This is a genomic window from Geomicrobium sp. JSM 1781026 (assembly GCF_041949955.1).
Lineage (GTDB): Bacteria > Bacillota > Bacilli > Bacillales > Marinococcaceae > Geomicrobium_A.
Window position 1 is genome coordinate 25,224 of record NZ_JBHFQF010000006.1, and the last position, 23,183, is coordinate 48,406.

General features: G+C 43.1%; 24 protein-coding genes. 23 read left to right on the forward strand and 1 reads right to left on the reverse strand.

Annotated elements, in window-relative coordinates; translation table 11 throughout:
- Nucleotides 1–1,270: 1,270 nt before the first annotated feature.
- The 17 genes from ACE1TF_RS11850 (at nt 1,271) to ACE1TF_RS11930 (ending at nt 17,557) form a co-directional block, all read left to right on the forward strand.
- Nucleotides 1,271–1,648 carry a hypothetical protein gene (locus tag ACE1TF_RS11850; RefSeq protein ID WP_042399401.1) on the forward strand — a complete coding sequence of 126 codons (378 nt, stop codon included), beginning with the start codon at nt 1,271–1,273 and terminating at the stop codon, nt 1,646–1,648.
- Nucleotides 1,649–1,666: 18 nt separating this feature from the next.
- Nucleotides 1,667–2,089: an Asp23/Gls24 family envelope stress response protein gene (locus ACE1TF_RS11855; protein ID WP_042399398.1), complete on the forward strand. Its 423-nt coding sequence runs from the start codon at nt 1,667–1,669 to the stop codon at nt 2,087–2,089.
- Between the two features lie 39 nt (nt 2,090–2,128).
- Nucleotides 2,129–2,557 carry a transcription antitermination factor NusB gene (nusB, locus tag ACE1TF_RS11860; RefSeq protein ID WP_375016957.1) on the forward strand — a complete coding sequence of 143 codons (429 nt, stop codon included), beginning with the start codon at nt 2,129–2,131 and terminating at the stop codon, nt 2,555–2,557.
- Entirely contained in the window at nt 2,538–3,398 is an 861-nt protein-coding gene (gene folD / locus ACE1TF_RS11865) for a bifunctional methylenetetrahydrofolate dehydrogenase/methenyltetrahydrofolate cyclohydrolase FolD (RefSeq protein ID WP_375016959.1), read from the forward strand. Before nusB ends, folD begins: the two co-directional genes overlap by 20 nt.
- On the forward strand, nt 3,388–4,767 hold the full coding sequence (xseA, locus tag ACE1TF_RS11870; protein WP_375016962.1) for an exodeoxyribonuclease VII large subunit: 1,380 nt from the start codon (nt 3,388–3,390) through the stop codon (nt 4,765–4,767). Before folD ends, xseA begins: the two co-directional genes overlap by 11 nt.
- Complete coding sequence (gene xseB / locus ACE1TF_RS11875) at nt 4,757–5,017, forward strand: exodeoxyribonuclease VII small subunit (protein WP_375016965.1); 261 nt, start codon at nt 4,757–4,759, stop codon at nt 5,015–5,017. The genes xseA and xseB overlap by 11 nt, the downstream gene beginning before the upstream one ends.
- A 20-nt stretch (nt 5,018–5,037) precedes the next feature.
- Nucleotides 5,038–5,916: a polyprenyl synthetase family protein gene (locus tag ACE1TF_RS11880; RefSeq protein WP_375017451.1), complete on the forward strand. Its 879-nt coding sequence runs from the start codon at nt 5,038–5,040 to the stop codon at nt 5,914–5,916.
- 116 nt (nt 5,917–6,032) lie between these two features.
- Nucleotides 6,033–7,922: a 1-deoxy-D-xylulose-5-phosphate synthase gene (gene dxs, locus ACE1TF_RS11885; RefSeq protein WP_375016967.1), complete on the forward strand. Its 1,890-nt coding sequence runs from the start codon at nt 6,033–6,035 to the stop codon at nt 7,920–7,922.
- 5 nt (nt 7,923–7,927) lie between these two features.
- Nucleotides 7,928–8,737, forward strand: a complete 810-nt coding sequence (locus ACE1TF_RS11890; protein WP_042399392.1) for a TlyA family RNA methyltransferase — start codon at nt 7,928–7,930, stop codon at nt 8,735–8,737.
- 106 nt (nt 8,738–8,843) lie between these two features.
- Nucleotides 8,844–9,293: a transcriptional regulator AhrC/ArgR gene (gene ahrC / locus ACE1TF_RS11895; protein ID WP_042399390.1), complete on the forward strand. Its 450-nt coding sequence runs from the start codon at nt 8,844–8,846 to the stop codon at nt 9,291–9,293.
- Nucleotides 9,294–9,311: 18 nt separating this feature from the next.
- The gene (recN, locus tag ACE1TF_RS11900; RefSeq protein ID WP_042399387.1) at nt 9,312–11,018 is read left to right on the forward strand and encodes a DNA repair protein RecN; all 1,707 of its coding nucleotides are present in this window, start codon (nt 9,312–9,314) and stop codon (nt 11,016–11,018) included.
- Between the two features lie 149 nt (nt 11,019–11,167).
- Nucleotides 11,168–12,397: a SpoIVB peptidase gene (spoIVB, locus tag ACE1TF_RS11905; protein ID WP_375016971.1), complete on the forward strand. Its 1,230-nt coding sequence runs from the start codon at nt 11,168–11,170 to the stop codon at nt 12,395–12,397.
- Nucleotides 12,398–12,607: 210 nt separating this feature from the next.
- Complete coding sequence (gene spo0A / locus ACE1TF_RS11910) at nt 12,608–13,399, forward strand: sporulation transcription factor Spo0A (protein WP_042399384.1); 792 nt, start codon at nt 12,608–12,610, stop codon at nt 13,397–13,399.
- Between the two features lie 142 nt (nt 13,400–13,541).
- On the forward strand, nt 13,542–14,513 hold the full coding sequence (locus tag ACE1TF_RS11915) for a tyrosine-type recombinase/integrase (protein ID WP_375016974.1): 972 nt from the start codon (nt 13,542–13,544) through the stop codon (nt 14,511–14,513).
- Between the two features lie 143 nt (nt 14,514–14,656).
- Nucleotides 14,657–15,433, forward strand: a complete 777-nt coding sequence (locus ACE1TF_RS11920; protein ID WP_375016977.1) for a helix-turn-helix domain-containing protein — start codon at nt 14,657–14,659, stop codon at nt 15,431–15,433.
- 1,133 nt (nt 15,434–16,566) lie between these two features.
- Entirely contained in the window at nt 16,567–17,115 is a 549-nt protein-coding gene (locus ACE1TF_RS11925) for a tyrosine-type recombinase/integrase (protein WP_375016980.1), read from the forward strand.
- A 37-nt stretch (nt 17,116–17,152) separates the two neighbouring features.
- Nucleotides 17,153–17,557: a hypothetical protein gene (locus ACE1TF_RS11930; RefSeq protein ID WP_375016982.1), complete on the forward strand. Its 405-nt coding sequence runs from the start codon at nt 17,153–17,155 to the stop codon at nt 17,555–17,557.
- Nucleotides 17,558–17,586: 29 nt separating this feature from the next.
- On the opposite strand, the gene ACE1TF_RS11935 is transcribed toward ACE1TF_RS11930, so the two are convergent.
- Complete coding sequence (locus ACE1TF_RS11935; protein WP_375016984.1) at nt 17,587–17,808, reverse strand: helix-turn-helix domain-containing protein; 222 nt, start codon at nt 17,806–17,808, stop codon at nt 17,587–17,589.
- 129 nt (nt 17,809–17,937) lie between these two features.
- Between ACE1TF_RS11935 and ACE1TF_RS11940 the strand changes: the two genes are divergently transcribed.
- From ACE1TF_RS11940 to ACE1TF_RS11965, 6 genes are all read left to right on the forward strand, one after another.
- On the forward strand, nt 17,938–18,189 hold the full coding sequence (locus ACE1TF_RS11940; protein ID WP_375016986.1) for a hypothetical protein: 252 nt from the start codon (nt 17,938–17,940) through the stop codon (nt 18,187–18,189).
- 1,773 nt (nt 18,190–19,962) lie between these two features.
- Nucleotides 19,963–20,439, forward strand: coding sequence for a hypothetical protein (locus ACE1TF_RS11945; RefSeq protein ID WP_375016989.1), 477 nt, complete (start codon nt 19,963–19,965; stop codon nt 20,437–20,439).
- A 51-nt stretch (nt 20,440–20,490) separates the two neighbouring features.
- Nucleotides 20,491–20,961, forward strand: a complete 471-nt coding sequence (locus tag ACE1TF_RS11950) for a hypothetical protein (RefSeq protein ID WP_375016991.1) — start codon at nt 20,491–20,493, stop codon at nt 20,959–20,961.
- Between the two features lie 195 nt (nt 20,962–21,156).
- Nucleotides 21,157–21,612: a helix-turn-helix domain-containing protein gene (locus tag ACE1TF_RS11955; RefSeq protein WP_375016994.1), complete on the forward strand. Its 456-nt coding sequence runs from the start codon at nt 21,157–21,159 to the stop codon at nt 21,610–21,612.
- A gap of 290 nt (nt 21,613–21,902) precedes the next feature.
- Complete coding sequence (locus ACE1TF_RS11960) at nt 21,903–22,583, forward strand: hypothetical protein (RefSeq protein WP_375016997.1); 681 nt, start codon at nt 21,903–21,905, stop codon at nt 22,581–22,583.
- 125 nt (nt 22,584–22,708) lie between these two features.
- Nucleotides 22,709–22,954 (forward strand): helix-turn-helix transcriptional regulator, encoded by a 246-nt coding sequence (locus ACE1TF_RS11965; RefSeq protein WP_375016999.1) that lies wholly within the window; start codon nt 22,709–22,711, stop codon nt 22,952–22,954.
- The last annotated feature ends 229 nt before the right edge of the window (nt 22,955–23,183 follow it).

Sequence of the window (23,183 nt, forward strand, 5' to 3'; positions counted from 1 at the left end):
ACGACTTTTCACCCTTTGGCAAACGTTTTTCGTGTTGTCCCCAACCCTTGCAGTGACGAACAACGATCGGCAACGAGGTGAATTTCAGCAGACAATAGTCAAGCACTCACCCGCAAAGACCCATCTCGGTCATCCGATTCAATGAATTTCTTGCGTTCAACTTATCTAGCTAAAAATCTTATCATTGTTCGTTCTATGATAAGATTTCAGCCCAACACCTTGCTCGGTGCCCAGCATGGGTGATGGGGAGCGGGCTGCAAAGGAAAATTGGATGATATATACGAGTACTTTTGCTTGTTGAAAATACAAATTACCTATCGTCAGTTCTATGAGAGATTCATGATTATTTGCAACGCGTCATGTTCCACCGATCCGCTCATTCGGAGAAAGGGAACTTACAATGTGGTCTGTGTTTTCTGCGCTGACGAGTTGTGATCGTGAAACGAAAGAACTGGTTCCAAAGATCAGCGATTGGAATCAGATTCGCTCATGTGTGGCCGTTTTGCCTCGTTCTACTTCCAATTGATCGGCATCTCGTTCCAAACATCCGTTTATGGAATTAGATTCAGTATTTTATAGAACATGAACGACAATATAGTTCCTAATCGACGTTCATGTTCTTTCTCACAACCTTATGAAGATTGACCCGCACGCCTTGTCTCGAAGCTCGATTTGAAAATCCAAAATTCTGTCGGCGCGAGCCGCGCCGAACCAAGACCGATTTCGGTTCGGCCACCACTGGGTCCGACATCTCGTAAGATGTTAGGTTTCGAATGAACTACACGCAAGTTTTACGAAATGAACGCTAAAAAGAGCAAACTTGACTGCAGAAAGTGTAGACTAGCGCACAATATGCGATCCATGCCTTGCCCACTCGGTATAACACAATACGCGAAAGCGACATGAAGACATATTTGTTATAACCGACAAATCGTAAGAAATTCCAAAGCAAACTCTACATTCTGGTGTCCAATGAATTTCTCACGCTGAGCGTAAGGCAAATCGTAAATGTTGACGGTCTATTCACTCCCCAACATTATTTTCACAAAAGATTAAATGCTTTCTGTATACATACGGTCGTTCACATTACTCGTAAGCCCTTAGCCTTCAATGATTTCTATGTTGACATCATTTCATCGACGTTAACAAATGATGTATAATTCAAAAAAACAAAGGATCCCAAGCTAAGAGGTGAAATCGCATTTTTTACATGATATAATCAACTGATGACAAAACAATGTAATGGAATGAAGTTAGGAGATGTCACTTCATGGAATGGAATCATTTAACAGAAGGCGCTAAAGCCGTATTGGAACAAACGAGAAACCTTAAAAACGACAATATTCAAATCGTAGAGTTTGAAGTGGGTTATCAAGAAGAAGCAACAGAAGAAAATCCGCATCCTGTATCGATTCAAGAGGAAGATTATGATAGCTTGAAACGCTACACACAAGAAAACGAATACGATGAGAGTTATCATATGGCGAGAAACAAGTCCATCGTGAAAATTATTCTTTTGGAAAATCGTAAGATTCCCGACAACCTATCTGAATACCCGGTTTTCAGACATTACCGTATGGAGCGGTTACGGGAAGAGCAGTTAAAAGCTGAGCAAGCTAATGAAGAACAAGCGAACGAACAAGAATAGAATTCAGGAGGGATCACGATGAATGAATATCAATTGTTAGACTTAGAAGAACAAGAGAACGACCTTGGCCGTGTGGAGATCTCCCCAGAAGTTATTGAAGTTATTGCTGGACTTGCTGCAGCAGAAATTGAGGGTGTTTCTGCACTTCGTGGGAACTTTGCAAACGATGTTGCAGAGCGTTTCGGTAAGAAAAATCACGGAAAAGGTGTCAAAGTTGAACTCGGTGAGAACGGGGTTACGATTGAGGTGTCTGTGGTTGCATATTACGGAGTTTCTGTACCTGAAATTGGAATGCAAGTGCAAAAAAACATTCAACAAGCATTGGAAACGATGACCGCGATCTCCTTGGATGGCATTCACGTACATGTTGTTGGCATTCATTTTGAAAAAGAAGAAGAGACGACGTTGGAGCTTGCGAGCGCAGAGCGAATATCTGAATAAGGAGCGCTACAAGCGCCGTGATAGGAAAAGGAGTTAAGCATGAATCGAAGATGGGCGCGAATTAGGGCAGTACAAGCTCTATTTCAGGTTGAAATGACAGGTGTACATTGGCAAGAAGCCTTGCAATTTGCTTTAGATGAGCATGAGGAGAGCGACGAATATTTACTTCGCGTATTGCCTGGGATTGTTGAACATAAAACAAGCATTGATGCTCGGATTGAGGAACAGCTGGAACATTGGACAATGGAAAGATTAAACAATGTCGATGTTGCTGTACTACGCCTTGCCGTATACGAACTTCTGCACTACGATGAGATTCCACCTCATGTCACATTAAACGAAGCGATTAATACAGCTAAAGCATTTGGTGAGGATGAGGCGGGTAAGTTTGTAAATGGCGTCCTCTCGAATGTGTTAAAAGGCTACGCCGAGGAAGTGGGGGAGAACAATGACAGCGAGCATCATTGATGGTAAAGAGATTGCCAAAGAGAAGCGTCGCCAAATTGCTATCGAGGCAAGCCGGTTGAAAGAAACCGGTGTGAATCCTAGCCTTGCAGTCATTCTAATCGGAGATGACCCCGCTTCTCATAGCTATGTAAAAGGGAAGGAAAAGGCTTGTAGAGAAGCGGGGATCCATTCCGAAGTAAGGCGAAGAGCGACGACGATAACCGAGGCTGAACTTTTACATGAGATTCAAGAACTTAATGACGATCCGTCCGTTCATGGGATTCTCGTGCAACTTCCGTTGCCTGACCACATTACAGAAACACGGGTAATTAACAAAATATCACCAGAGAAAGATGTGGATGGCTTTCATCCGAATAACGTCGGACGCTTAATGTTAGGTGAGTTGGGTTTCACTCCTTGCACCCCTTTGGGAATTATTGAGATGTTAAAAACGACTGGCATAGACATTGAAGGCAAACACGCGGTTGTCGTTGGGCGGAGTAATCTCGTCGGTAAGCCGCTTAGTCAATTGCTTTTAAATGAAAATGCGACGGTAACGGTATGTCATTCAAAAACGAAAGACATGGCGAGTATTACAAGAGAAGCCGATTTGTTGATTGCAGCAGTCGGTAAAGAACGTATGTTAGGCCCAGAAGCGATTAAACCAGGGGCTGTTGTTATTGATGTTGGTGTGAACCGTATGGCGAACGGGAAGCTCACTGGAGATGTACAGTTTGACGAAGTGAAAGACATTGCTGGTTGGATTACGCCAGTACCTGGTGGAGTTGGACCGATGACAATTACGATGCTTTTGCATAACACAGTAGAAGCTGCGAGAGGAATGATGGCGAGTGGAAGCTAATCATTCCTATCTTTCTGTAACACAAGTTACGAAAGAACTAAAAAGAATTATCGAACAGCACGAACAAATGAATCATGTCATGCTTTATGGCGAAATTTCTAATTTTAAGCATCATAGCCGTGGGCATATGTATTTCACATTAAAAGATGATCGGGCGCGAATTTCAGCAGTTATGTTTGCTGGTAATAATCGCGCCCTCCGTTTTCATCCAGAAAATGGTATGAAAGTACTCGTACAAGGGAATATTTCAGTTTATGAGCCGTATGGGCAATACCAGTTGTACGTACGAAGCATGGAACCCGATGGCTTAGGGCAGTTGTATTTAGCTTATGAACAACTAAAAAAGAAGCTTGAAACCGAAGGTTTGTTTGCCAATGAGCGAAAGAAGCCTTTGCCGAGCTTTCCGAAACGAGTTGGCGTGGTCACGTCGCAAACAGGGGCTGTCATTCGAGACATCTACACGACTATCACGAGAAGGTATCCCCAAGCAGCAATTCATCTGTATCCAGTTGCTGTACAAGGACCTGAGGCGGTCCCATCGATTGTAAACGCGCTCAAACGAGCGGATGTGGCAGGGTTAGACGTCTTAATTGCAGGGCGCGGTGGTGGTTCAATTGAAGAACTTTGGGCGTTTAATGACGAACAGGTCGTCCGAACAACAGCGATGCTTACAACACCGATCATATCAGCGGTTGGCCATGAAACGGACGTCACACTTCACGATTTTGTAGCGGATGTTCGAGCTGCCACACCAACTGCTGCAGCTGAACTTGCCGTACCTTCAATGAAAGAGTGGACGGACAAGTTCATATCCATTCAAAAGCGGCTAACTGTAGCAAGTAAACAACTGCTGCGCCAGCGACAAGTTAAATTAAAACAACTTAGGCAATCGTATGCCTTCAAATATCCCGCACAGCTCGTCACACAAAAGGAACAAGAACTTGATCGCAACCTTGAGTATTTGCACCGGTTTATGAAGCGCTACATTGGAGACAAAAAACAATCATACGTTGACGTTTCACACCGGCTGGAGCGTATGCACCCAGGTGTGATGCTCAAAGAAAAACATTCAGAGCGCCAACTGCTGCAAGAACGATTGCAACGCAGCATGAAAGAGGTATTTCAAAAGCAATCAACAGCTTTTGAGACTCGGCTTAGTAAGCTAGAGATCTTGAACCCACTCAATACGTTACGCAGAGGGTATAACGTGGCGTACCAAGGGGAGCAACTTGTATCCTCTATTAAACATATCCAATCGTCTTTACCGCTGACGTTGCACCTTCATGATGGCCAAGTGACGACGGAGGTACAAACGGTAACTGAAAAACAGTCCCTCGCGCTGAAAGGAGAACCGATCGATGACGAATGAAAAGAATATAGAGCAAGTAGACACCGAAGAGGCTAAAAGCTTTGAAGAAGCGATGAAGTCACTCGAAGAGATTATTGTTAAGCTTGAAGAAGGTGATGTGCCATTGGAGAAGGCGATTGATATGTACCAAGAAGGTATGACACTATCAAAACAATGCCATGACCAGCTGCAAAAAGTCGAGAAAAGAATGGACAAAATTGTGCTTGAAAATGGAGAGACAGAACCGTTCTCCCTTCATGAGGAGGGTTAAATTTGCAAACGGATCAAACAATAGAAGATATGATTGAGCGCCATGTACCCCCATTAATGAATGTCATTCATTCTCAAATTGAAAGTGCCTCTTGTCCTGAAAGCATTAAAGAAGCGATGCTCTATTCCTTAAACGCTGGTGGGAAGCGTATTCGTCCGTTGCTGTTAATTATGGCAGCGCAAAGCTATAAACCTGTAACAAGCTCCGCGTATAAATTAGGGGCGGCATTGGAGATGATCCACACGTATTCGCTTATCCATGATGATTTGCCAAGCATGGATAACGATGATTACCGGCGTGGCAAACCGACCAATCACCGTGTATATGGGGAAGCATTAGCCATTCTCGCTGGAGACGCTCTTTTAACAGAAAGCTTTCAACTAGTGAGTGACATTTCTGAAGACGATATGCACCCACGAGACATCGTTCACATTACACGGCGGATGTCAGAATCTGCAGGGATTCGGGGGATGGTCGGTGGTCAGGTAGCTGATATTGAAGGTGAAGAACGCGCGCTTCGTCTCGAAGAATTAGAATGGATTCATCGTCACAAAACCGGAGCATTACTAGAATTTGCCGTTGAAGCTGGTGGAATTTTAGGGGAAGCGCCTGAGGGGGACATTGCCGCTTTAAAGATTTATGCGGAGAATTTAGGTCTCGCTTTTCAAATTAAAGACGATATTTTAGATGTCGAAGGGGACGCAGAGATTATCGGAAAGCCTGTCGGAAGCGACACAGATAATCAAAAGAGTACGTATCCTAGCTTGCTTACATTAAGTGAAGCGAAAAACAAGTTAGATGCGCATATTCAAACGGCTGCCGATGCACTAAGAACGGTAAGCTGTGATTCATCTGCGCTACTTAGCATCTTGCAGTATGTGGCAAAACGAGATCGATAATTGTTTTATTGGCTTTTTGTTCACATAGAAAGTACAATAAAGATCACACATGGATTTACATCCATCGGAAATACTAAGAAAAACACATTTTTTTAATGAAAGTGGGGATATCAGGCATGGACTTAGAAGCCATTCAAGATCCCGGATTTTTAAAAAGCTATTCAAAAAAGCAACTCTCACAACTTGCAGAAGAGATACGTTCATTTCTCATTTCCAAGCTATCTGTCACAGGAGGACATCTTGGCCCGAATTTAGGGGTTGTTGAGCTTACGCTCATGCTCCACAAGTTGTACGATAGCCCAAAGGATAAGTTGATCTTTGATGTGGGTCATCAAGCATACGTACACAAGATTCTGACGGGAAGAGCAGACCGTTTTGATACACTCAAACAGTATCAAGGTCTATGTGGCTATCCGAAGATGAGCGAAAGTGAGCATGATGTTTGGGAAGCCGGACACAGCTCAACATCGTTATCAGCAGCGATGGGTATGGCAGCTGCAAGAGATCTCAAATCTGAAAACAACCACGTGTTGCCGATTATCGGCGACGGTGCTTTGACAGGTGGGATGGCGCTTGAAGCATTGAATCATATCGGTCATGAGCAAACGAATGTAACAGTGATTTTAAACGATAATGAAATGTCGATTGCTCCTAATGTGGGTGCACTTCACAACGTGCTAGGTCGTTTGCGTTCAACAGGTGGTTATCGCCGTGCAAAAGAAGACTTGGAGTACGTAATCAAGAAGATTCCAGCACTCGGTGGCCCGCTTAGCTCCACGGCAGAGCGAATGAAGGACAGCCTTAAATACTTGCTTAGTAAAGGGATGTTCTTTGAAGAAATGGGCTTCACGTACTACGGTCCTATTGATGGTCATGACTTTGATGACCTTCATAACAACTTAATGTATGCCAAACGGACTGAAGGTCCGGTATTGCTGCATGTGATTACGAAAAAAGGAAAAGGGTATCAACCTGCTGAGGAAGATGCAAGTGGTGCGTGGCATGGACCAGGACCGTATGCAATTGACTCAGGTGATATGAAAAAGAAAGCAGGTCCTCCTGCTTATAGTGCAGTTTTCAGTGATACTGTCGCTAAGATTGCCGAGCGTGATGAACGAGTCGTTGCGATTACAGCCGCGATGCCAGGCGGAACAAAATTGGACAAGTTTGCCAAAAAGTTCCCGAATCGCATGTATGATGTTGGTATTGCTGAACAGCATGCAACGACGATGGCTGCAGGTTTGGCAGCTGAAGGCATGAAGCCAGTATTCGGTGTGTATTCAACGTTTTTACAACGTGGTTATGATCAGCTTGTACACGACGTTTGCCGTCAAAATCTAAACGTTGTTTTCGGGATTGATCGCTCAGGTCTTGTTGGTGGTGATGGGGAAACACATCAAGGTGTGTTTGACATCAATTACATGAGGCACTTGCCGAACATGAAGATTTTGATGCCAAAAGACGAAAATGAACTTCAGCATATGATATATACAGCCTACAAAAATGATGACGGACCGATGGCTGTTCGTTATCCTCGTGGCAATGGCTATGGTGTCACGATGGACGAAGACTTACAAGCAGTGCCAGTCGGCAAATGGAACATTGAACAAGAAGGTTCGGATGTAACGATCTTGACTTTTGGTACGATGCTTCCAATTGCAAAGAGTGCGGCTGAACAACTTCAAAAAACGGGCGTATCCGCTCGGGTTGTGAATGCGAACTCGGTAAAACCACTTGACGAAGAGTTGCTCGTGCAATTAGGAGAGGAAAACCGCCCGATTTTAACGTTGGAAGAAGCTGCTTTACAAGGTGGTTTCGGTAGTGCGGTTCTTGAATTCCTGCACGACCGTGGCATTGCGTCTATGCAAGTGAAGCGAATGGGAATTCCAGATCGTTACATTGAGCACGGTAGCGTTGACTTGATTTACGAAGAGTTAGGTTTAACCGCAACCGAAGTAGCTAACACCGTTAAAGAAATCGTTCCGAGTAAAAAGAAAAGAGCGTAACCAATATGAATGGTAAGAAAGAACGCGTTGACATTTTGCTCGTCGAGCAAGGACTTAGTGAAACACGAGAAAAAGCAAGACGAGCGATAATGGCAGGGCTTGTTCATACCGAACGTGAGCGAATTGATAAACCGGGCACAAAGATTGACAGAGATACGCCATTGTTTGTTAAGGGACAAGAGTGTCCTTATGTGAGCCGAGGTGGCATGAAGCTGCATAAAGCACTCGATGTATTTAACGTGTCGATTGAAGGAAAAGTTGTCCTTGATGTAGGTGCATCTACTGGTGGCTTTACTGATTGCGCTTTGCAACATCTCGCAAATCAAGTATATGCCGTTGATGTGGGATACAATCAATTGCACTGGAAGCTTCGTTCCGACGACCGGGTCGTGGTTATGGAAAGAATGAATTTTCGATATGCGGATCAAGAAGACTTCACACATGGCTCGCCCCAATTTGCCGTGTGTGATGTTTCTTTTATTTCATTAAAGCACATCTTTCCACCGATGCAGCGCATCATAGAAGATGAATCGGATGCCATTGTTCTCGTCAAACCCCAATTTGAGGCAGGAAGAGAAGAAGTCGGTAAGCGAGGAATCGTCCGGGACAAAAATGTACACCGACGTGTCATTGAAGATGTGTTGAATTTTGCAGAAGAAAGTGGTTTGCAACCAATCGGTCTTGATGTTTCTCCAATTACTGGGACCGGTGGGAATATTGAGTTTCTATTACACCTTCGAAAAAATGCCAATCCTTCGCGTCACATTGATGCGTCACGCATTGCTCTCGTCATAAAAAATGCGCACAGTGCTTAATTCCCTAATATTTGTTTATTTATACAAACAGCAGTATAATTATCATCAAAGAACGGGGAAACTAACGTGTGTATATTTCCCTTGCGTGAATGAGGAGGTAGAGAGCGTGACGAAAGGTCAACGACATGTAAAGATCCGAGAGATTATCCATACGAAGGTCATTGATACACAAGAAGATCTCGTAGATGAATTAAAAGCAGCAGGTTTTAATGTGACCCAAGCTACGGTGTCACGAGACATTAAGGAATTACACCTCGTAAAAGTGCCAACACTAGATGGTACGTACAAATACAGTTTGCCGGCAGACCAACGCTTTAATCCAGAACAAAAATTAAAAAGAAACCTGTTTGACTGCTTTGTAAGTATTGACCAGACAAATCATTTTATCGTTATGAAAACATTGCCAGGAAATGCCCAAGCGATTGGATCATTAATCGATCATTTAGATTGGGATGAAATTATGGGGACGGTTTGTGGCGATGATACCATTTTAATGATATGTAAGGATGCCGAACAAGCACCTGCAATTTCGAATCGATTTTTAGATATGCTGTAATAGATCGAGGTGGTTGAGATGCTGGAAGAACTTTCGATACGTAATTTTGCAATTATTGATCGCTTAACCTTATCCTTTTCTTCAGGGTTGACGGTTTTAACCGGGGAAACGGGTGCAGGCAAATCAATTATTATTGATGCGCTAGGTTTACTTGCTGGAGGACGCTCATCTGTTGACTTCGTTCGTCATGGCACAAAGAAGGCGGAGATTGAGGGTCTTTTTCGTATTCATTCCGAACACGAAGTAGTCGAAGTGTTAGAAGAAGCAGGGATCGATATAGAAGATGATATGATCATTCTAAAGCGAGAAATCAATGAGAAAGGCAAAAGCGTCTGTCGAATTAATGGTGAGCTTGTAACGTTAACGATGCAGCGAGCGATCGGACAACAGCTTGTAGATATTCACGGTCAGCACGAGCATCAAGATTTGTTACAGCCAGATAAACATAGTGCGATGGTCGATGGGTTTCTCGGTGATCCATTGTTTGAGAATAAGCAGCAGTATGAGGAGAAGTATCGCCAAGTCATCGGTCTTGAAGAGCAGTTATCGCATCTAAAGGACAATGACCGTGAAAATGTTCAACGATTGGATCTGATTGAATACCAGTTGGAAGAGATTAAAGAGGCGAAGCTCAAGCAGCAAGAGGATGAAGAACTGACGGCAGAACAATACAAATTGGCCAATATGGAAAAGCTCTTCTCGCAAATGCAACTAGCATATGAAGCCCTTTATGGTGATGAAAAGGGGTTAGAACTCGTACGTGAAGCGATGGTTGCTCTTCAAGAATCGGCGAGTATTGATCAATCCCTTGAAGAGATAAATGATTCGTTAACGAACAACTTCTATATGCTAGAAGAAGTGACATTTCAAATTCGTGATCATGTCGAACAACTTGATTATGACCCTAATCGGCTTGATTTTATATCGAAACGATTGGATGAGATTAATCATCTTAAACGTAAATACGGATCGACAATTGAGGAAGTCCTTCTTTATGCAGAGCGAATTACAGAAGAAGCAGAAGAATTGAGTAACTTAGATGAAAAAATTGAATCTGTCGAGAAGGATCTCCACACTCATAAAGCTCAAGCATTATCACTTGCGCAATCCCTTTCTAAATCGCGAAAGCATGCGGCGAAGCAATTAAAAGCAGCCATTGAAATGGAACTAAAAGATTTATTTATGGAGAAAACAAGTTTTACGGTTCAATTTCACCCTCATCGCCGCGGCATTGTTGTCGAAAATGGTGAAGAAGTGTTTACGCTAAATGAAGATGGTTTGGAACGGATGGAATTTTACTTGTCGTCCAATCCAGGGGAGCCAGAAAAATCACTATCAAAAGTGGCTTCTGGTGGAGAAATATCAAGGATTATGCTTGCGTTGAAAAGTATCCTAACGGACAGATCAGAGCGTACGGCTTTGATTTTTGATGAAGTGGATACCGGGGTTAGCGGTAGAGTTGCTGGTGCAATCGGTGAAAAGATTTATGCGATTTCTAATGAGTCACAAGTGCTTTGCATCACTCATTTACCTCAAGTCGCTTCGTTAGCGAATACACATATGTACATTAAAAAGAGAGAAATCAACAATCGAGTTTCCACTGAAGTTGAGGAACTTAACGACGATCAAAGAATCGACGAATTGGCAAGAATGCTATCAGGTTCTGAGATCACAACGAACACGAAAGAAACGGCAAGAGAGATGCTCTGGAGTAAAAAAGCATAATCATACCGCTATAAATATTGCCATTCCTAAAAAAACCGCCCATTTGTGGTCGGTTTTTTTGTGTTTTGCCAGTTATATAAACGTCCGAGAGAGGCAACATTATAAGTACGTACTAAAAGTACGGTCGGGAGTTAGGAGTGTGAGATGATGTGAACAGTGAGAGATACCGTAAGATTATCGGTACCATTGTTTTAGTTGCCCTCGTTGCGATTGGTTTTTCAACGCCGATTCAACAGTGGATGATGTTGCCTGAACAAGTGAGTGTACCGGTTGATGCAAATATGGATGAAGTTAAAGATTCGTTACCGTCATTATTTTCTATTCATACCGAAGATGAAGCAGCGATTACAGTGGCTGCCGGAGATTTTCCGGTGAAGAAAATTCACAAAGACCGTCGAGAACGCATTGAAGTCATTCCTGGCGGGCAGTCCATTGGCGTTCGATTAAACGCAAAAGGGGTATTGGTTGTAGGGTTTCATTTAATTGATACGTCAGATGGTCAGAAATCACCTGCCGAATCCGCTGGGATTCAAAAAGGGGATATCATCGTTAAATTAAATAAACAGCCGGTTGAAGATATGCATGAAGTCGCTACAATTCTTCGTACACCCCATGAAGCGCAGCCAATTGAAGTCGAAGTTATTCGGAACGGAAAGACGTTAACGAAAACGATTGACCAAAGCATTACCGCCTCAGAAGGCATCGGGCAATTGGGGATGTATATTCGAGACTCTGCTGCTGGCGTTGGAACGATGACGTTTTATGAGCCATTATCTGGAAAATACGGGGCACTAGGCCACGTTATATCAGACATTGATACGAAAGAGCCTGTTGCGATTCACGAAGGAGAAATTGTGCGGTCATCCGTACGTTCGATTGCTAAAGGCAAAAATGGAATACCAGGTGAAAAACAAGCGTCATTGACGACTTCTCAACACGTATTAGGTACGATTACAAAAAACAATACGTTTGGTATTTACGGGGTGTTACATCACGGTCATGATCTTGTGAATGAAGGACGACTATCTATGCCAATTGCTTTTGCAGATGAAGTTGAAGAGGGACCAGCGAAAATATTAACGGTCGTAGAAGATGAAACCGTAGAAGAATTCGACATCGAGATTGTTCGGTCATCACCGCAAAAACACGCAGCAACAAAAGGAATGGTCATACGGATTACAGATGAGCGCCTATTAGACAAAACCGGAGGCATAGTTCAAGGAATGAGTGGTAGTCCAATTATTCAAGACGAAAAGATTATCGGTGCAGTTACGCATGTATTTGTTAATGACTCGTCATCTGGGTATGGTTCCCATATTGAATGGATGTTGCAAGAAGCCGGTGTTCCTCTAGAAAATGATGAAAGAAAGGCTAGCTAAACAGCTGCCTTTCCGATACATAAAAATTCGACAGAATTCGACATCTGCCCTCGAATTATTTAGAATGTTGTAATTTGTTGGATGATAATAACGGATTTTCCGAAATTACCTTGATTTTCTGTTTATTTAAAGGATAATTCCATATGAGAAACGAAATTACAACAACAAGCCCAAAACTATAATAACACATGAGGCAGAGGAGGACCCATTTTGGATTCAATTAAAGTTTGTATTGCAGATGATAATCGTGAGTTGGTGCAGATGCTTGAGGAATACATCTCGAATCAAGAAGATATGGAAGTCTCAGGCATTAGCTATAACGGTCAAGACTGTATCACGCTCGTAGAAGAGAAAGAACCAGACGTACTCATACTTGATATTATTATGCCATACTTAGACGGATTGGCAGTGTTAGAACGTTTACAGAAAAAGTCTCTATCAAAAATGCCGAAAGTTCTCATGCTAACCGCATTTGGTCAGGAAGATGTAACGAAGAAAGCCGTCGGTCTTGGCGCTTCTTATTATATTCTTAAGCCGTTTGATATGGAAGTTCTCATCGATAAGATTCGCGAGTTAAACGGTGTTGAAACGGAACATATGAACGTCTCGCACACGAGAAGTAGTTATAACACGATTAAACAGCCGACAGTGAATTTGGATCAAAGAATTACGAATATCATCCATGAAATTGGCGTGCCTGCTCATATTAAGGGTTATATGTATATGCGCGAAGCCATTACAATGGTCTATAACGATATCGAGTTACTCGGTTCCATTACGAAAGAGCTTTACCCAGACATTGCCAAGAAATTTAACACGACGGCGAGCCGCGTCGAACGAGCGATCCGCCATGCGATTGAAGTTGCGTGGAGTCGAGGGAACATTGACTCGATTTCACATTATTTTGGCTATACGGTCAGTATGTCAAAAGCTAAACCGACCAACAGTGAATTCATCGCGATGGTCGCTGATAAGCTTCGGATTGAACATAAAGTAAGCTAAGTGTTGCTACTACGGGATTTTTTCGGATAATCAAAACGGTAAATGGTACGCCAGTTAGCGATAAACATGTATGTGATCGCGACTAATATTATTAAGAGCCTCCTATGAATCGGATTCGTCCGTTCGTAGGGGGTTTTTTCGTGTGTTAACAGAGTTTAGCGTACAAATTGACGATTTCATGTTGTATTGCGATAGCAAGAATTTGTCTAAAAAGACGCTTTCCAGTTATGAACAAACGTTGCGGCTCTTTGCGCATTATGTAGACCGCGTACATGGCGTTGACGACGCTTCCAAGGTGAGCACCGACATGATACGTAGTTATATCAAATACTTGCGTGAGAGGGGCAAATATACGGTTGTGAGCGACGATTTTACTCGTAGGTTAAATCATCCGCAAAATAGACCGGATATTGGTAAGCCGTTAAGCGACTCGACGCTAGGCAACTATTTGCGCAATATCAAAGTGTTCTTTAACTATTTGGTGGATGAGCGCATCGTCAAGAAAAGTCCCGCAGCTAAAATCGCCAATATTAAGCCTAAGCGCAAGAAAAAGAAGATGCTTAACGAATCCGAATTAAAGAACGTGATGCGTTCCTTTGACGTAACGACCTTTTACGGCTATCGCTCGTATATGATGACGCGTCTGTTACTGGATACGGGGCTGCGTATTAGTGAGTGTCTTGCGTTATGCCCGGAGCATATCAACTTTAAAAACTTCGCTATTCACGTCACGAATCCTAAGAATGGGCGCGAAAGGTACGTCTATTTTTCAGCGAAGATACGGAAGGAATTACAAAGGTGGGTGTATTACCGTGATCGGTTTTGTGATTCAGATTGGCTGTTTCCGACAACTCGCGGTACTCAAATGAAGCCCTCGTCGTATGAGAAGACTTTGCGCGACGTAGGGAAAACGATCGGCGTTGAAGTATCGCCGCACCAATTGCGGAACAACTTTGCGAAGTATTACCTTCTGAATGGCGGCGACCTTATAACATTGTCACGAATATTAGGCCATTCATCAGTAGAGGTAACGAAAGTATATTTAGATTTCGATGATAGCGAAATACAAAAGAAGTACCAACGCCATTCGCCATTAGGCAATATGAACGTTTAACAAAAAAAAAGACTCGACGCACGTTCTGCGCCAAGCCGATCACTGGTACTGACAGCTTAGCGCAAAAAAGGAGTATTGTCAATATTCTGTAGCTACGTCCTTTTATCAGAACGTGTGTTCGGTTATTGAGGAGGAACCGGACAGTGAAAAACGCAGACTTTGCCGCATACAAACGCCTATCACCGTATAAGGACGTCGCGCAACTTAACACGGCAGTCCGTCGCCAGCTGTACGCAAATAAGCACGCCCTTACCACGTCAGCCATCGCTGTATACGAATATCTGCATCGTTCGTCTGCGAAGAATAGCGCTACGGGCATCGGTGTGCGTTGCGACAAATACGCTACAATTGCGCAAAATACTGGCTACAGTAGACGCACAATCATACGCGCAATTAAGACGCTAGTAGACCGTTGCATGATCGTTAAGCACGCAACTGTACGAGGACATATCGATGCACATAACGTCTATGTCGTTGTACGTGTCACTGCGCAAGTGTCACCGCAAGGCAAGCCGTCAAAGCGCCGTCAGACAAGCATTAAGCAGGCGTCAAAGGGTACGCAAGCACGTCCGTTTAAGCATGCAACAAAAGCGTTTAAAGAATCGATAGAGCACGCGCCGATGGATGCTACATTTGCGCATGTTCCGTCTGCTTTCGCTACCGTATGCCGTCCGTTCTTTGACGCCGATCTTACGCAAAAGTTATACCGACGCGTACTTCGGGCATACGAAAAGCATGAGCTAGACTACGGCATTGACGCGTATATGGCGGACATTGTAGCGACTGTGAAGCGCTGTATTTACGCGTGGAAGCGCGGACGGCTACGTAAGGACTTCGCTGGCTACTGCTATGCTGCGCTCATGCGTACGTTTCAAGATGCGTTCAATGGCGAGCTAGCTACGTTGTATGGGCGGACGTAAGCATGACACACTGACACCGGAAATGTAAAAATGTAAAGTCGCGCATTTAAATATGAAAAAAAGCGGATATTTTGCGCCAAGGCTTTACGAGACTGAAACTGTGAACGCCGAAAATGTATCATTATGCCATCTCGTAATAATATATGTAGAAAAGCGGATATTTTCGATTTCGATGACACATTTTTAAACGTTGCTGTTTCCCTTTTAGTATCATAGTACACGCGACAATATTATAGTAAATAGTAGGATATTCTTACGCAAAAGTGTACTGTCAGTGTCCGATTGTCCAATTAAGTAATTCGACGGAAACGTAGGCGGTATCGTTGTTTCACCGTTTCAGTGACTGTGCAAAATCGGGCATTTTCGTGCGAATCCGTTCAGCAGGCGGACACCCGCAAAACATCGACCCTGCGCAATTAAGTGCAACGGCGAGTCGCATCGCCTACCGATCGCTAAAGTGATCGCGCAATTATATAGGAAGAAAGGCGTCTATTATGGCGTGGGGCGTTCGGTAATGGGCGGTACTGGGTGCGACTAGGTGCGAGTATGGGCAGCACTATACTGCACCGTATGGTGTTACGTAGGGTGACGTATACGGCGTCCGTGTGTGACCGTATTAATGCATAACACCTGCAACATCTTCCTAGCGCGCGACCCCTCCGAACACTTTGAGCGGCACTTTATGTACGGCAAATTGGACGCTCGTTTATGCATGATCTTATACATTGCGCGATGATTTCCATTTAATTACCACGTTGCTATAACGCGTGTTTCGCGGTGTATATTTAATGGCGTCGTCCCTTCGTTAAGTTGGCGTAAGGAAATGCTTATGTATCAACGGTTTGGTGACGTTCTTCTAGTCAACTCTTTTCGTATTCTGTAAACTTAAATATTCATTAAATGTATTAATATTCATCGTTGCTGTTACGGTAAAGAGGGACGCGGAGGGGACGGGGCGACCCCCAAGCCCCCACCTCGCCATGCGTTTGGCTGGCGCTATCACAATGCGTACAAAATTTTTTCACTTTGCTTTATTACACTAAAGCGAAATTAACACTTGCATAAATTTGCGTCTTCGTATACAGTCTTAGTTAACAAAACAAGCGAAGTGTTTCGTAAGGAGGCGCATTGATATGGGCAATACTGTACAGCCGTTCAAATCGAAAGCAGACCGCGCGAAAATGCGGAAGGCGCTACAAGGTCGCGATCAGCTACTATTTACGTTAGGCATCCACTTAGGTTTGCGTATTTCCGATCTTCTAACGCTACGTGTCGGCGACTTACGCGGACAGCGTGAATTAACAATTAACGAAAGTAAGACGGGCAAGCCACGCCGTATTAAGTTATCTGCGCAAGTCCATAAGGAAATGAAATCCGTAACTGCACCGGACGATGACTTTATCTTTCGTCGTAAACGTGGCGACAAGAACGAAGCGATTACGCGTGTCCAAGCGTATAAGATACTGAATGCTGCGGCGGAACGTGCGGGCATCGCTGCGAATATAGGGCCAATCGGCTGCCACTCGTTACGTAAGACGCACGGATGGCTGTTACACGAAAAAGACGTCCATATCACACGTATTGCGAAAATGCTGAATCATAGCTCGATCGAAGTCACGGAAAAGTATATCGGCATCACTGACGATGAAATTGACGGCTACTACGAGCTCATCGAAATTTAAATTTTTTCGGCAGAATTTTAAAAACGGAGGTTTTCGTATGTTCAACAAACCCGCCACACATCCGCAAATACCGATTGTCACGATCAAACGCCGCACGGTTCCGCTATGGGAAGTCATCTTGCGCGCTTTATTTATCTTGGTCGGCTTAGCGTCCATTGTCGGCGGCATCATGTTTAGTATTACGCTTATACTGCTGCTGCCCGGTCTATCTGCGATCTTCTTTGGTGCCGTAATGGTCGTCATGGCGTGTCAGATCGGACAGCCGATTGATTGCCCTTATTGCGCAAAGTCGATGAAAGTTAACGCAATACAGCACGGCAAAAATGCGAAATGTGAATCGTGTAAGGCGACCATTGTGCTCGACTGGCCCAAGGAAACACAAGCGGAGTTTAATGCGCGTATGAACGCGATGTTCCGAATCAAAAAGAAGCCCGGCGCTTAATTGCGGCCGGGTCGTTTTTTTTTATGTAGTTACGCCTCGTTGTCGCCATCGTCTTCAACATATACCAATATCTCACACGGAGTTAATTTAAGACTTCTACAAAGTTTGTTTAATGTGTCGAAATCAATACGTGTCGATGCATTCTTTTCTAACGCTCTCAATGTGTTACGTGACACATTCGTCTTTTCCACCAACTGCGCATTTGAAAGCCCTCTTTCTTTCATAATCTCACCTAGCATTGAACGTATCATATAAATTCCTCCAATAAATTCATGTCAGGATGTTGACATGCTGACTAAGTTTCTGTAGAATGAGATTCAAGAAGTCAACATGTTAACAACTGCACATTCAATATATCATAAAACTGGAGGCATCATATTATGCAAAAGACACTTATATCAATCGGCTTTAAATACGTAGCACCGAAAACGAAACGCGGCGTTGGCTTCTTCGTTGTAACGCACATTGAAACTGGCGCAAGGCTACATGTAGTAGCACCGTACTGGTTACGTTACATAGTCGGCGGCGGTTACGTATCTGCTGACGTTAGTATGGGAAGTGCTTACGTGCCTGCGGACATCTTGCGAACGATTAGCGTAGGTGGACAGCAATTTAAGGAGGTGGTCGCCTAAACAAACGTATAACGGCTACGCGGGAACGTGGCTAATGAATACGGCTGTGCGTCAACACGGCTATGGACTGCGCGGCAACGCGGTTATGAGTACGGGCTATGCGCTAACATAGCTTAAGGCTAGTGCGTCAACACTAGCGTAATGACCTTACGGCTGCAAACGTAAGGGGTTATAAGTTACCGTAAATGGCGCCAAACATTCGCGGTAACCCGGGGTGAATCAGTCGACTTGTGGCGCCAAACGCAGGTCGGCAAAAGGCGGTGGCAGACGCCTTGCAAAGTAGAGTTGGTTGCTCATTAATTTAAAATAAAAATGATCTCGAAGGGTGACGCTAGGCCAGCGCCGCCCTACTTTTCATAATTTTAATATATTGGCGCGGAATAAACAAGAACAAACGTTCGTTCCTAGCCGGCGTGCCGAGCAGTACGATCAGCAGACTTGCGCAAAGTGACCGACACGAGCCGTCGTATAGCGTGGGGCGTCGGATTATTTTTTTTTTTGCGCAAAAACGTAAAATTTTTGATTGACGATTGTTAGTACATATAAGCGAAAAAAATCGAACAAAACCGTAAAATTTTCAGTTGAAATTTGATAGTACTAGTAAGAGCATAATCGGGAGGTGTTAGCGATCAGTCAATTGAAAAACGTAAAATCTTCGATCGGGGGTTGTAAATATATTAAGAGGTTGAAAATAATTTGCTTAAAAGTGTACCAAAAACTGTGGGTCTTAGTGCTGAATTGGGTAACGGGAGTTGTCCCAAAATAAGACACGACCTCCACATAATAGATTAGATACTCAAATGTCGAAACCAAAATTGGGAAGTGTCTTTAGTATTGACCAAGCAAAACGGGAGCTGGTCGCAATAAACGAAAAATCATAAACCCGTAAAATATTTATCGCTTGTCCGTAGTTTATAAAGAACCAAGAAAAATTTGCGTAAAACCGTAAAATTACCGTGCGGGCGTTGTATATCTATTAAGCGTATAAAAAAGTTTGCGAAAAATTGTCCAACTTTTAATCGGCAGTTGTCGTTATTAGTAAGCGCAATTGTCCCAATCAAAAACACGTCAGGGTTTATATAACTAACGGGAGGTGTTAACAATCGGACTGAAAAGCGTAAAATTTACGTTCGGAATTCGATAGTAATAATTAAGCGGAAAAAATTTCACGATAAACTGTCGAAATTAAAATCGGCCAGTGTATTTAGAAATATCAAGCGTAAAAGTGTCCAACTTTAATTTGAGTGTCGTAAGTATAAGTAGGCAGCAAAAAAGTTTCGGTTTGTTGTCGCAGACTAAAATATCGTTTGTGCTTAATAGGGTAACGGGAGGTGTTAGTAATAGAGCAGTAAATATTTTATGAAATCGTCGAACTTCTAATCGGCAGTCGTCGTTATTATTACAGGCAATAATTATTTTAAAATCCATTTATAGCTTAACAGCGACCGACATGACGTTTTGGTAGAAATTAGGATGTACCAAAGTACGAAAATAAATCGGTACAGTAAGTAAGCGACAAAAATAACGCAATGTTGTCCCAAATAGTACCGCGCCTAGTGCTGAATAACTTAGGGGCAATTATTTCATCAGATACCGTAAAATTTCCGATTAACAAACGTAACTAGAGTAAGCGCCATTGTCCCAATTTGAAAGTAGCGATGGTCTAATAACATAGGAGGTGATCGCCAATGTAGGCGGCCATATATTTTTTGCGCAAGTTGTACGTTGTTTCGGACACATCAGATTAAATTACGAAAAGGGAGCGATTTTATAATGATGAAAATTAGTGAGAAATTAGCAATTGCTATCGAAGAGTTGAGCGTAGAGGCTGCAATGTTCTTCAAACGACGGGGAGAACTTAAAAGCACTAGTGAGATACAGGATATGAATGCAGAAGAAATAGAAGAATATTCTGCTGAATTAATTCTTAAAAAGATTGAAATCGAGGAGTATGAGGAATTGGCGTCTCGAAAACGTACATTAATCGGTGCTGGTTTCGCAGATAAAGCGATTAACATGCCGAGTGATGGCGTTGGATTATTCGGATCAGTATTTGCGGTTGATTTCTTGCCTGCCGAAGCAATTGAAGAAATTAGAGATACTACACACACTTACGACAATGAAGAGACTATCAGAGTAGCTTACGCTTGGGCAGACAATGGTGAACATGCAGCAGAGTTATTATCCGACTATACAGGAACAGTTGGTCAAGTGTATGCAGACGGAACTGTTGATCTGCCAGTATTTTAGTAACAATTATTAATAAGTAGTAAAAAAATATAATCTAAGGAGCGATTTTTTATGACAAACACAAACATCTTATCAATTGAAGGTATGACAGCAAAAAAAGAAGGGTCTACAAATACTGAGTTATATATAAAACTGATTACACTTGATAGTTTTGTAGAAGATTTAGATTTGTATATAGAAGGCATATATCACTTTACTGAATCAAATATTGGCACCCTTGAAGCTATTCATGATGCAGGAGTTGAGCTTTCGAAGAAGTTTTCAGAGGTAAGCGCAAAAGAAACAGCAGTCGATTTGCCTTCATCAGATTTACAGGTGTTATACAGCCAAGCGATTTATTCAATGAGTGCAACGTCATACTGGCTAAGTCGATTTGCTAATGACCCACTCTCTGAGGATGACGGAAGTGCCAATGAATTACTTCTTTTTCCTCTAATAGAATCAGTAGATACTGTTAGAAAAATCGAGCAATTGATGGACGGAATTAAGGATGTGAAATTTGTTGAAGATGACACTAACTAAACGCGGCTTTCGTTACCTACGATTCCGTGAACGTCTCACACAGCGACAATACAGCGCAAGAATAGGTATCTCCGCCGATCTCGTAAATAAGATTGAATGCGGCACACGACCGGTAAGCGCCCGTACGCATCATTTAGTGCGGCGCGCATTCCGGCTGGATAACGAGCAAATTAGCGAATTGGAGGAACGCGGCGCATGAAAATTACCGGCAGTAAATCTGTATTTAACAAAAAGGAACGCACTGAGGACGAATATTTCATAAAGTTACCGTCAGACATCGCGCATTATATGTATGTTCCGGGCATATCGGCGCGTCATACCTTCTTATACGCGATGATCGTTGACTATTATAATCCGGATTATGGTTACGCTTGGCCTTCGTATATAAAGTTAGCTACGGATTTAAACCGTTCAACGCAAACGGTCGGTCAAGATTTGCGCAAATTATATGATGCCGGATTGATCGAGATTATTAAGGTACCATCGAAGGACTATAACCGTTATGTTCCGTATAAGCCGTTAACACAAGGCGAGTTATGGCTCGCCTGTCCGGAAGCCGGTGAAAATTACCGCGCGAAAATTAAACAATTGGACGAGGAAAGGAGTCGCGATCATGAGAAGCTACGGCAGCTTAGAACAACGTACCCCTAAAAAACTATAGGTACCGTACCCCTAAAAAACTATATTCCGTACCCCTAGTTTTCTATGGGTTAACTATATTTATTTAACTAGATTTATGAAACTAGATTTAAAAACATTTGCAGCCATTCGCTTACGCTCATAACTGCTTATGGTTTTACAAGTACCTTACCTTGCGCATAAGTTCAAAAGAATAAGTACGAAAGTACAAGCGTGCGTGATGATCTCAGCGCCGCACAGTTGTCCCGGATGGGACACATCATTATAAAGGAGGCGATCATATCGCAGTAGCAGCCGAAAAGTTGAAAACGAAACTTGACGAAGCATTAGAATATTGTAACGCGGAACTAGCCGATCATTGGCGGAAATATGAGCGTCGCCCTTCCGTCGATTGGCTCGATGAGCTTTCTACTTACCTACTACTTGCGGACGAATTGATGCGCCGCGAAGCGATTAAAGCGAAGTTTGCCACGTACACGCCCGAACAGTGGGCTGAATTAGAACGTGAACACACGCCAGTGCCGCCCGAACCCGACGAACTGGACGACGACGAAGCCGTTTGTCATGCGTGGAATTGTATTCGGATATTTCGAAAGAAAGGCATTAAGCGTTATTGTAGCAAAAAGTGCGGAGATAATCAAAATAGCGCCGTTAGACGCAAGAAGAAAACGGGTACTTATTTGCCGCGCAAGTTGTACATGCCAGTTTGGTCAGATTACGCTAACAAACGATTTGAGCGTAGGGAAATACGCTATCCCGGCGGCAATTCGTTCGAACGTCGTGCGCGCAAGCAATACGAAAAAAGAGTGTTGGGCTTTAAGCAAAAGCCGAAATACGAAGTGCATACGGAAAAAGACAACCACTATCACGTCGCTGTTCGGTTCGTTAAGCGCGCTGACGTTATTGAGTCGGTAAAAGAACGCACAATTAGACCGGAAGTAATGCGAAGATATTTGCGCATGAAATATAAAAAACCCCAGTAATTTTGCATATATGTGAGAACGATTCAAAATATTCAGTGTATAAATGAGTGCTGTCTCATTTCGTTTTTAAAATCTACCAAGTAAGTTATTATGACTTACATTTTATTTTAAAGGAGGTGAAATCTATGCTGACATCCACTCAAGTTAAGATGGTTCGCGAGTTTCACTCATTAACACAAAAACAATTGGCAAAAGAAGTTGGTGTCTCAGAAACATTAATTGTTTTAGTTGAAAAAGGTGATCGAAATCTCACTCGTCGCCTAGCAGAAAAAATCATTGAATTCCTCAAACTAACGGAACAAAAAATCATAGCTATTGAAAATTGCTTTCATTACGTGGAAGTTCAACGCCAACAAATACTAGCCTATTAAGGAGGTGAAACAAATTAGCACGCTACAGCAACGACTAGACAATTGCGCCAAAGGTTGTGCGCTTCGTACCGGACGTACCGGCTGCGTGGTCGCTGACGACGGTATATGCCTTTATTCCGCAGCGCATGAGTCCCCCGGCGAATTACGCTGCAAGTATTTTCTAACGCACGTATTGCCGGCCAAACCCGATCTATATGACGAATATGTACGTACCCTACCGCCAATGCAT

Excerpts from the sequence above, each read along its gene's own strand:
- recN (WP_042399387.1), top strand. The coding sequence starts at position 9,312 with ATGCTGGAAGAACTTTCGATACGTAATTTTGCAATTATTGATCGCTTA.
- ACE1TF_RS11945 (WP_375016989.1), top strand. The coding sequence starts at position 19,963 with ATGATGAAAATTAGTGAGAAATTAGCAATTGCTATCGAAGAGTTGAGC.
- ACE1TF_RS11935 (WP_375016984.1), bottom strand. The coding sequence starts at position 17,808 with ATGATACGTTCAATGCTAGGTGAGATTATGAAAGAAAGAGGGCTTTCA.
- ACE1TF_RS11925 (WP_375016980.1), top strand. The coding sequence starts at position 16,567 with ATGGGCAATACTGTACAGCCGTTCAAATCGAAAGCAGACCGCGCGAAA.
- ACE1TF_RS11855 (WP_042399398.1), top strand. The coding sequence starts at position 1,667 with ATGAATGAATATCAATTGTTAGACTTAGAAGAACAAGAGAACGACCTT.
- ACE1TF_RS11965 (WP_375016999.1), top strand. The coding sequence starts at position 22,709 with ATGCTGACATCCACTCAAGTTAAGATGGTTCGCGAGTTTCACTCATTA.
- ACE1TF_RS11940 (WP_375016986.1), top strand. The coding sequence starts at position 17,938 with ATGCAAAAGACACTTATATCAATCGGCTTTAAATACGTAGCACCGAAA.
- ACE1TF_RS11930 (WP_375016982.1), top strand. The coding sequence starts at position 17,153 with ATGTTCAACAAACCCGCCACACATCCGCAAATACCGATTGTCACGATC.
- xseB (WP_375016965.1), top strand. The coding sequence starts at position 4,757 with ATGACGAATGAAAAGAATATAGAGCAAGTAGACACCGAAGAGGCTAAA.
- dxs (WP_375016967.1), top strand. The coding sequence starts at position 6,033 with ATGGACTTAGAAGCCATTCAAGATCCCGGATTTTTAAAAAGCTATTCA.
- ACE1TF_RS11955 (WP_375016994.1), top strand. The coding sequence starts at position 21,157 with ATGAAAATTACCGGCAGTAAATCTGTATTTAACAAAAAGGAACGCACT.
- nusB (WP_375016957.1), top strand. The coding sequence starts at position 2,129 with ATGAATCGAAGATGGGCGCGAATTAGGGCAGTACAAGCTCTATTTCAG.
- ACE1TF_RS11890 (WP_042399392.1), top strand. The coding sequence starts at position 7,928 with ATGAATGGTAAGAAAGAACGCGTTGACATTTTGCTCGTCGAGCAAGGA.
- ACE1TF_RS11850 (WP_042399401.1), top strand. The coding sequence starts at position 1,271 with ATGGAATGGAATCATTTAACAGAAGGCGCTAAAGCCGTATTGGAACAA.
- folD (WP_375016959.1), top strand. The coding sequence starts at position 2,538 with ATGACAGCGAGCATCATTGATGGTAAAGAGATTGCCAAAGAGAAGCGT.
- ACE1TF_RS11950 (WP_375016991.1), top strand. The coding sequence starts at position 20,491 with ATGACAAACACAAACATCTTATCAATTGAAGGTATGACAGCAAAAAAA.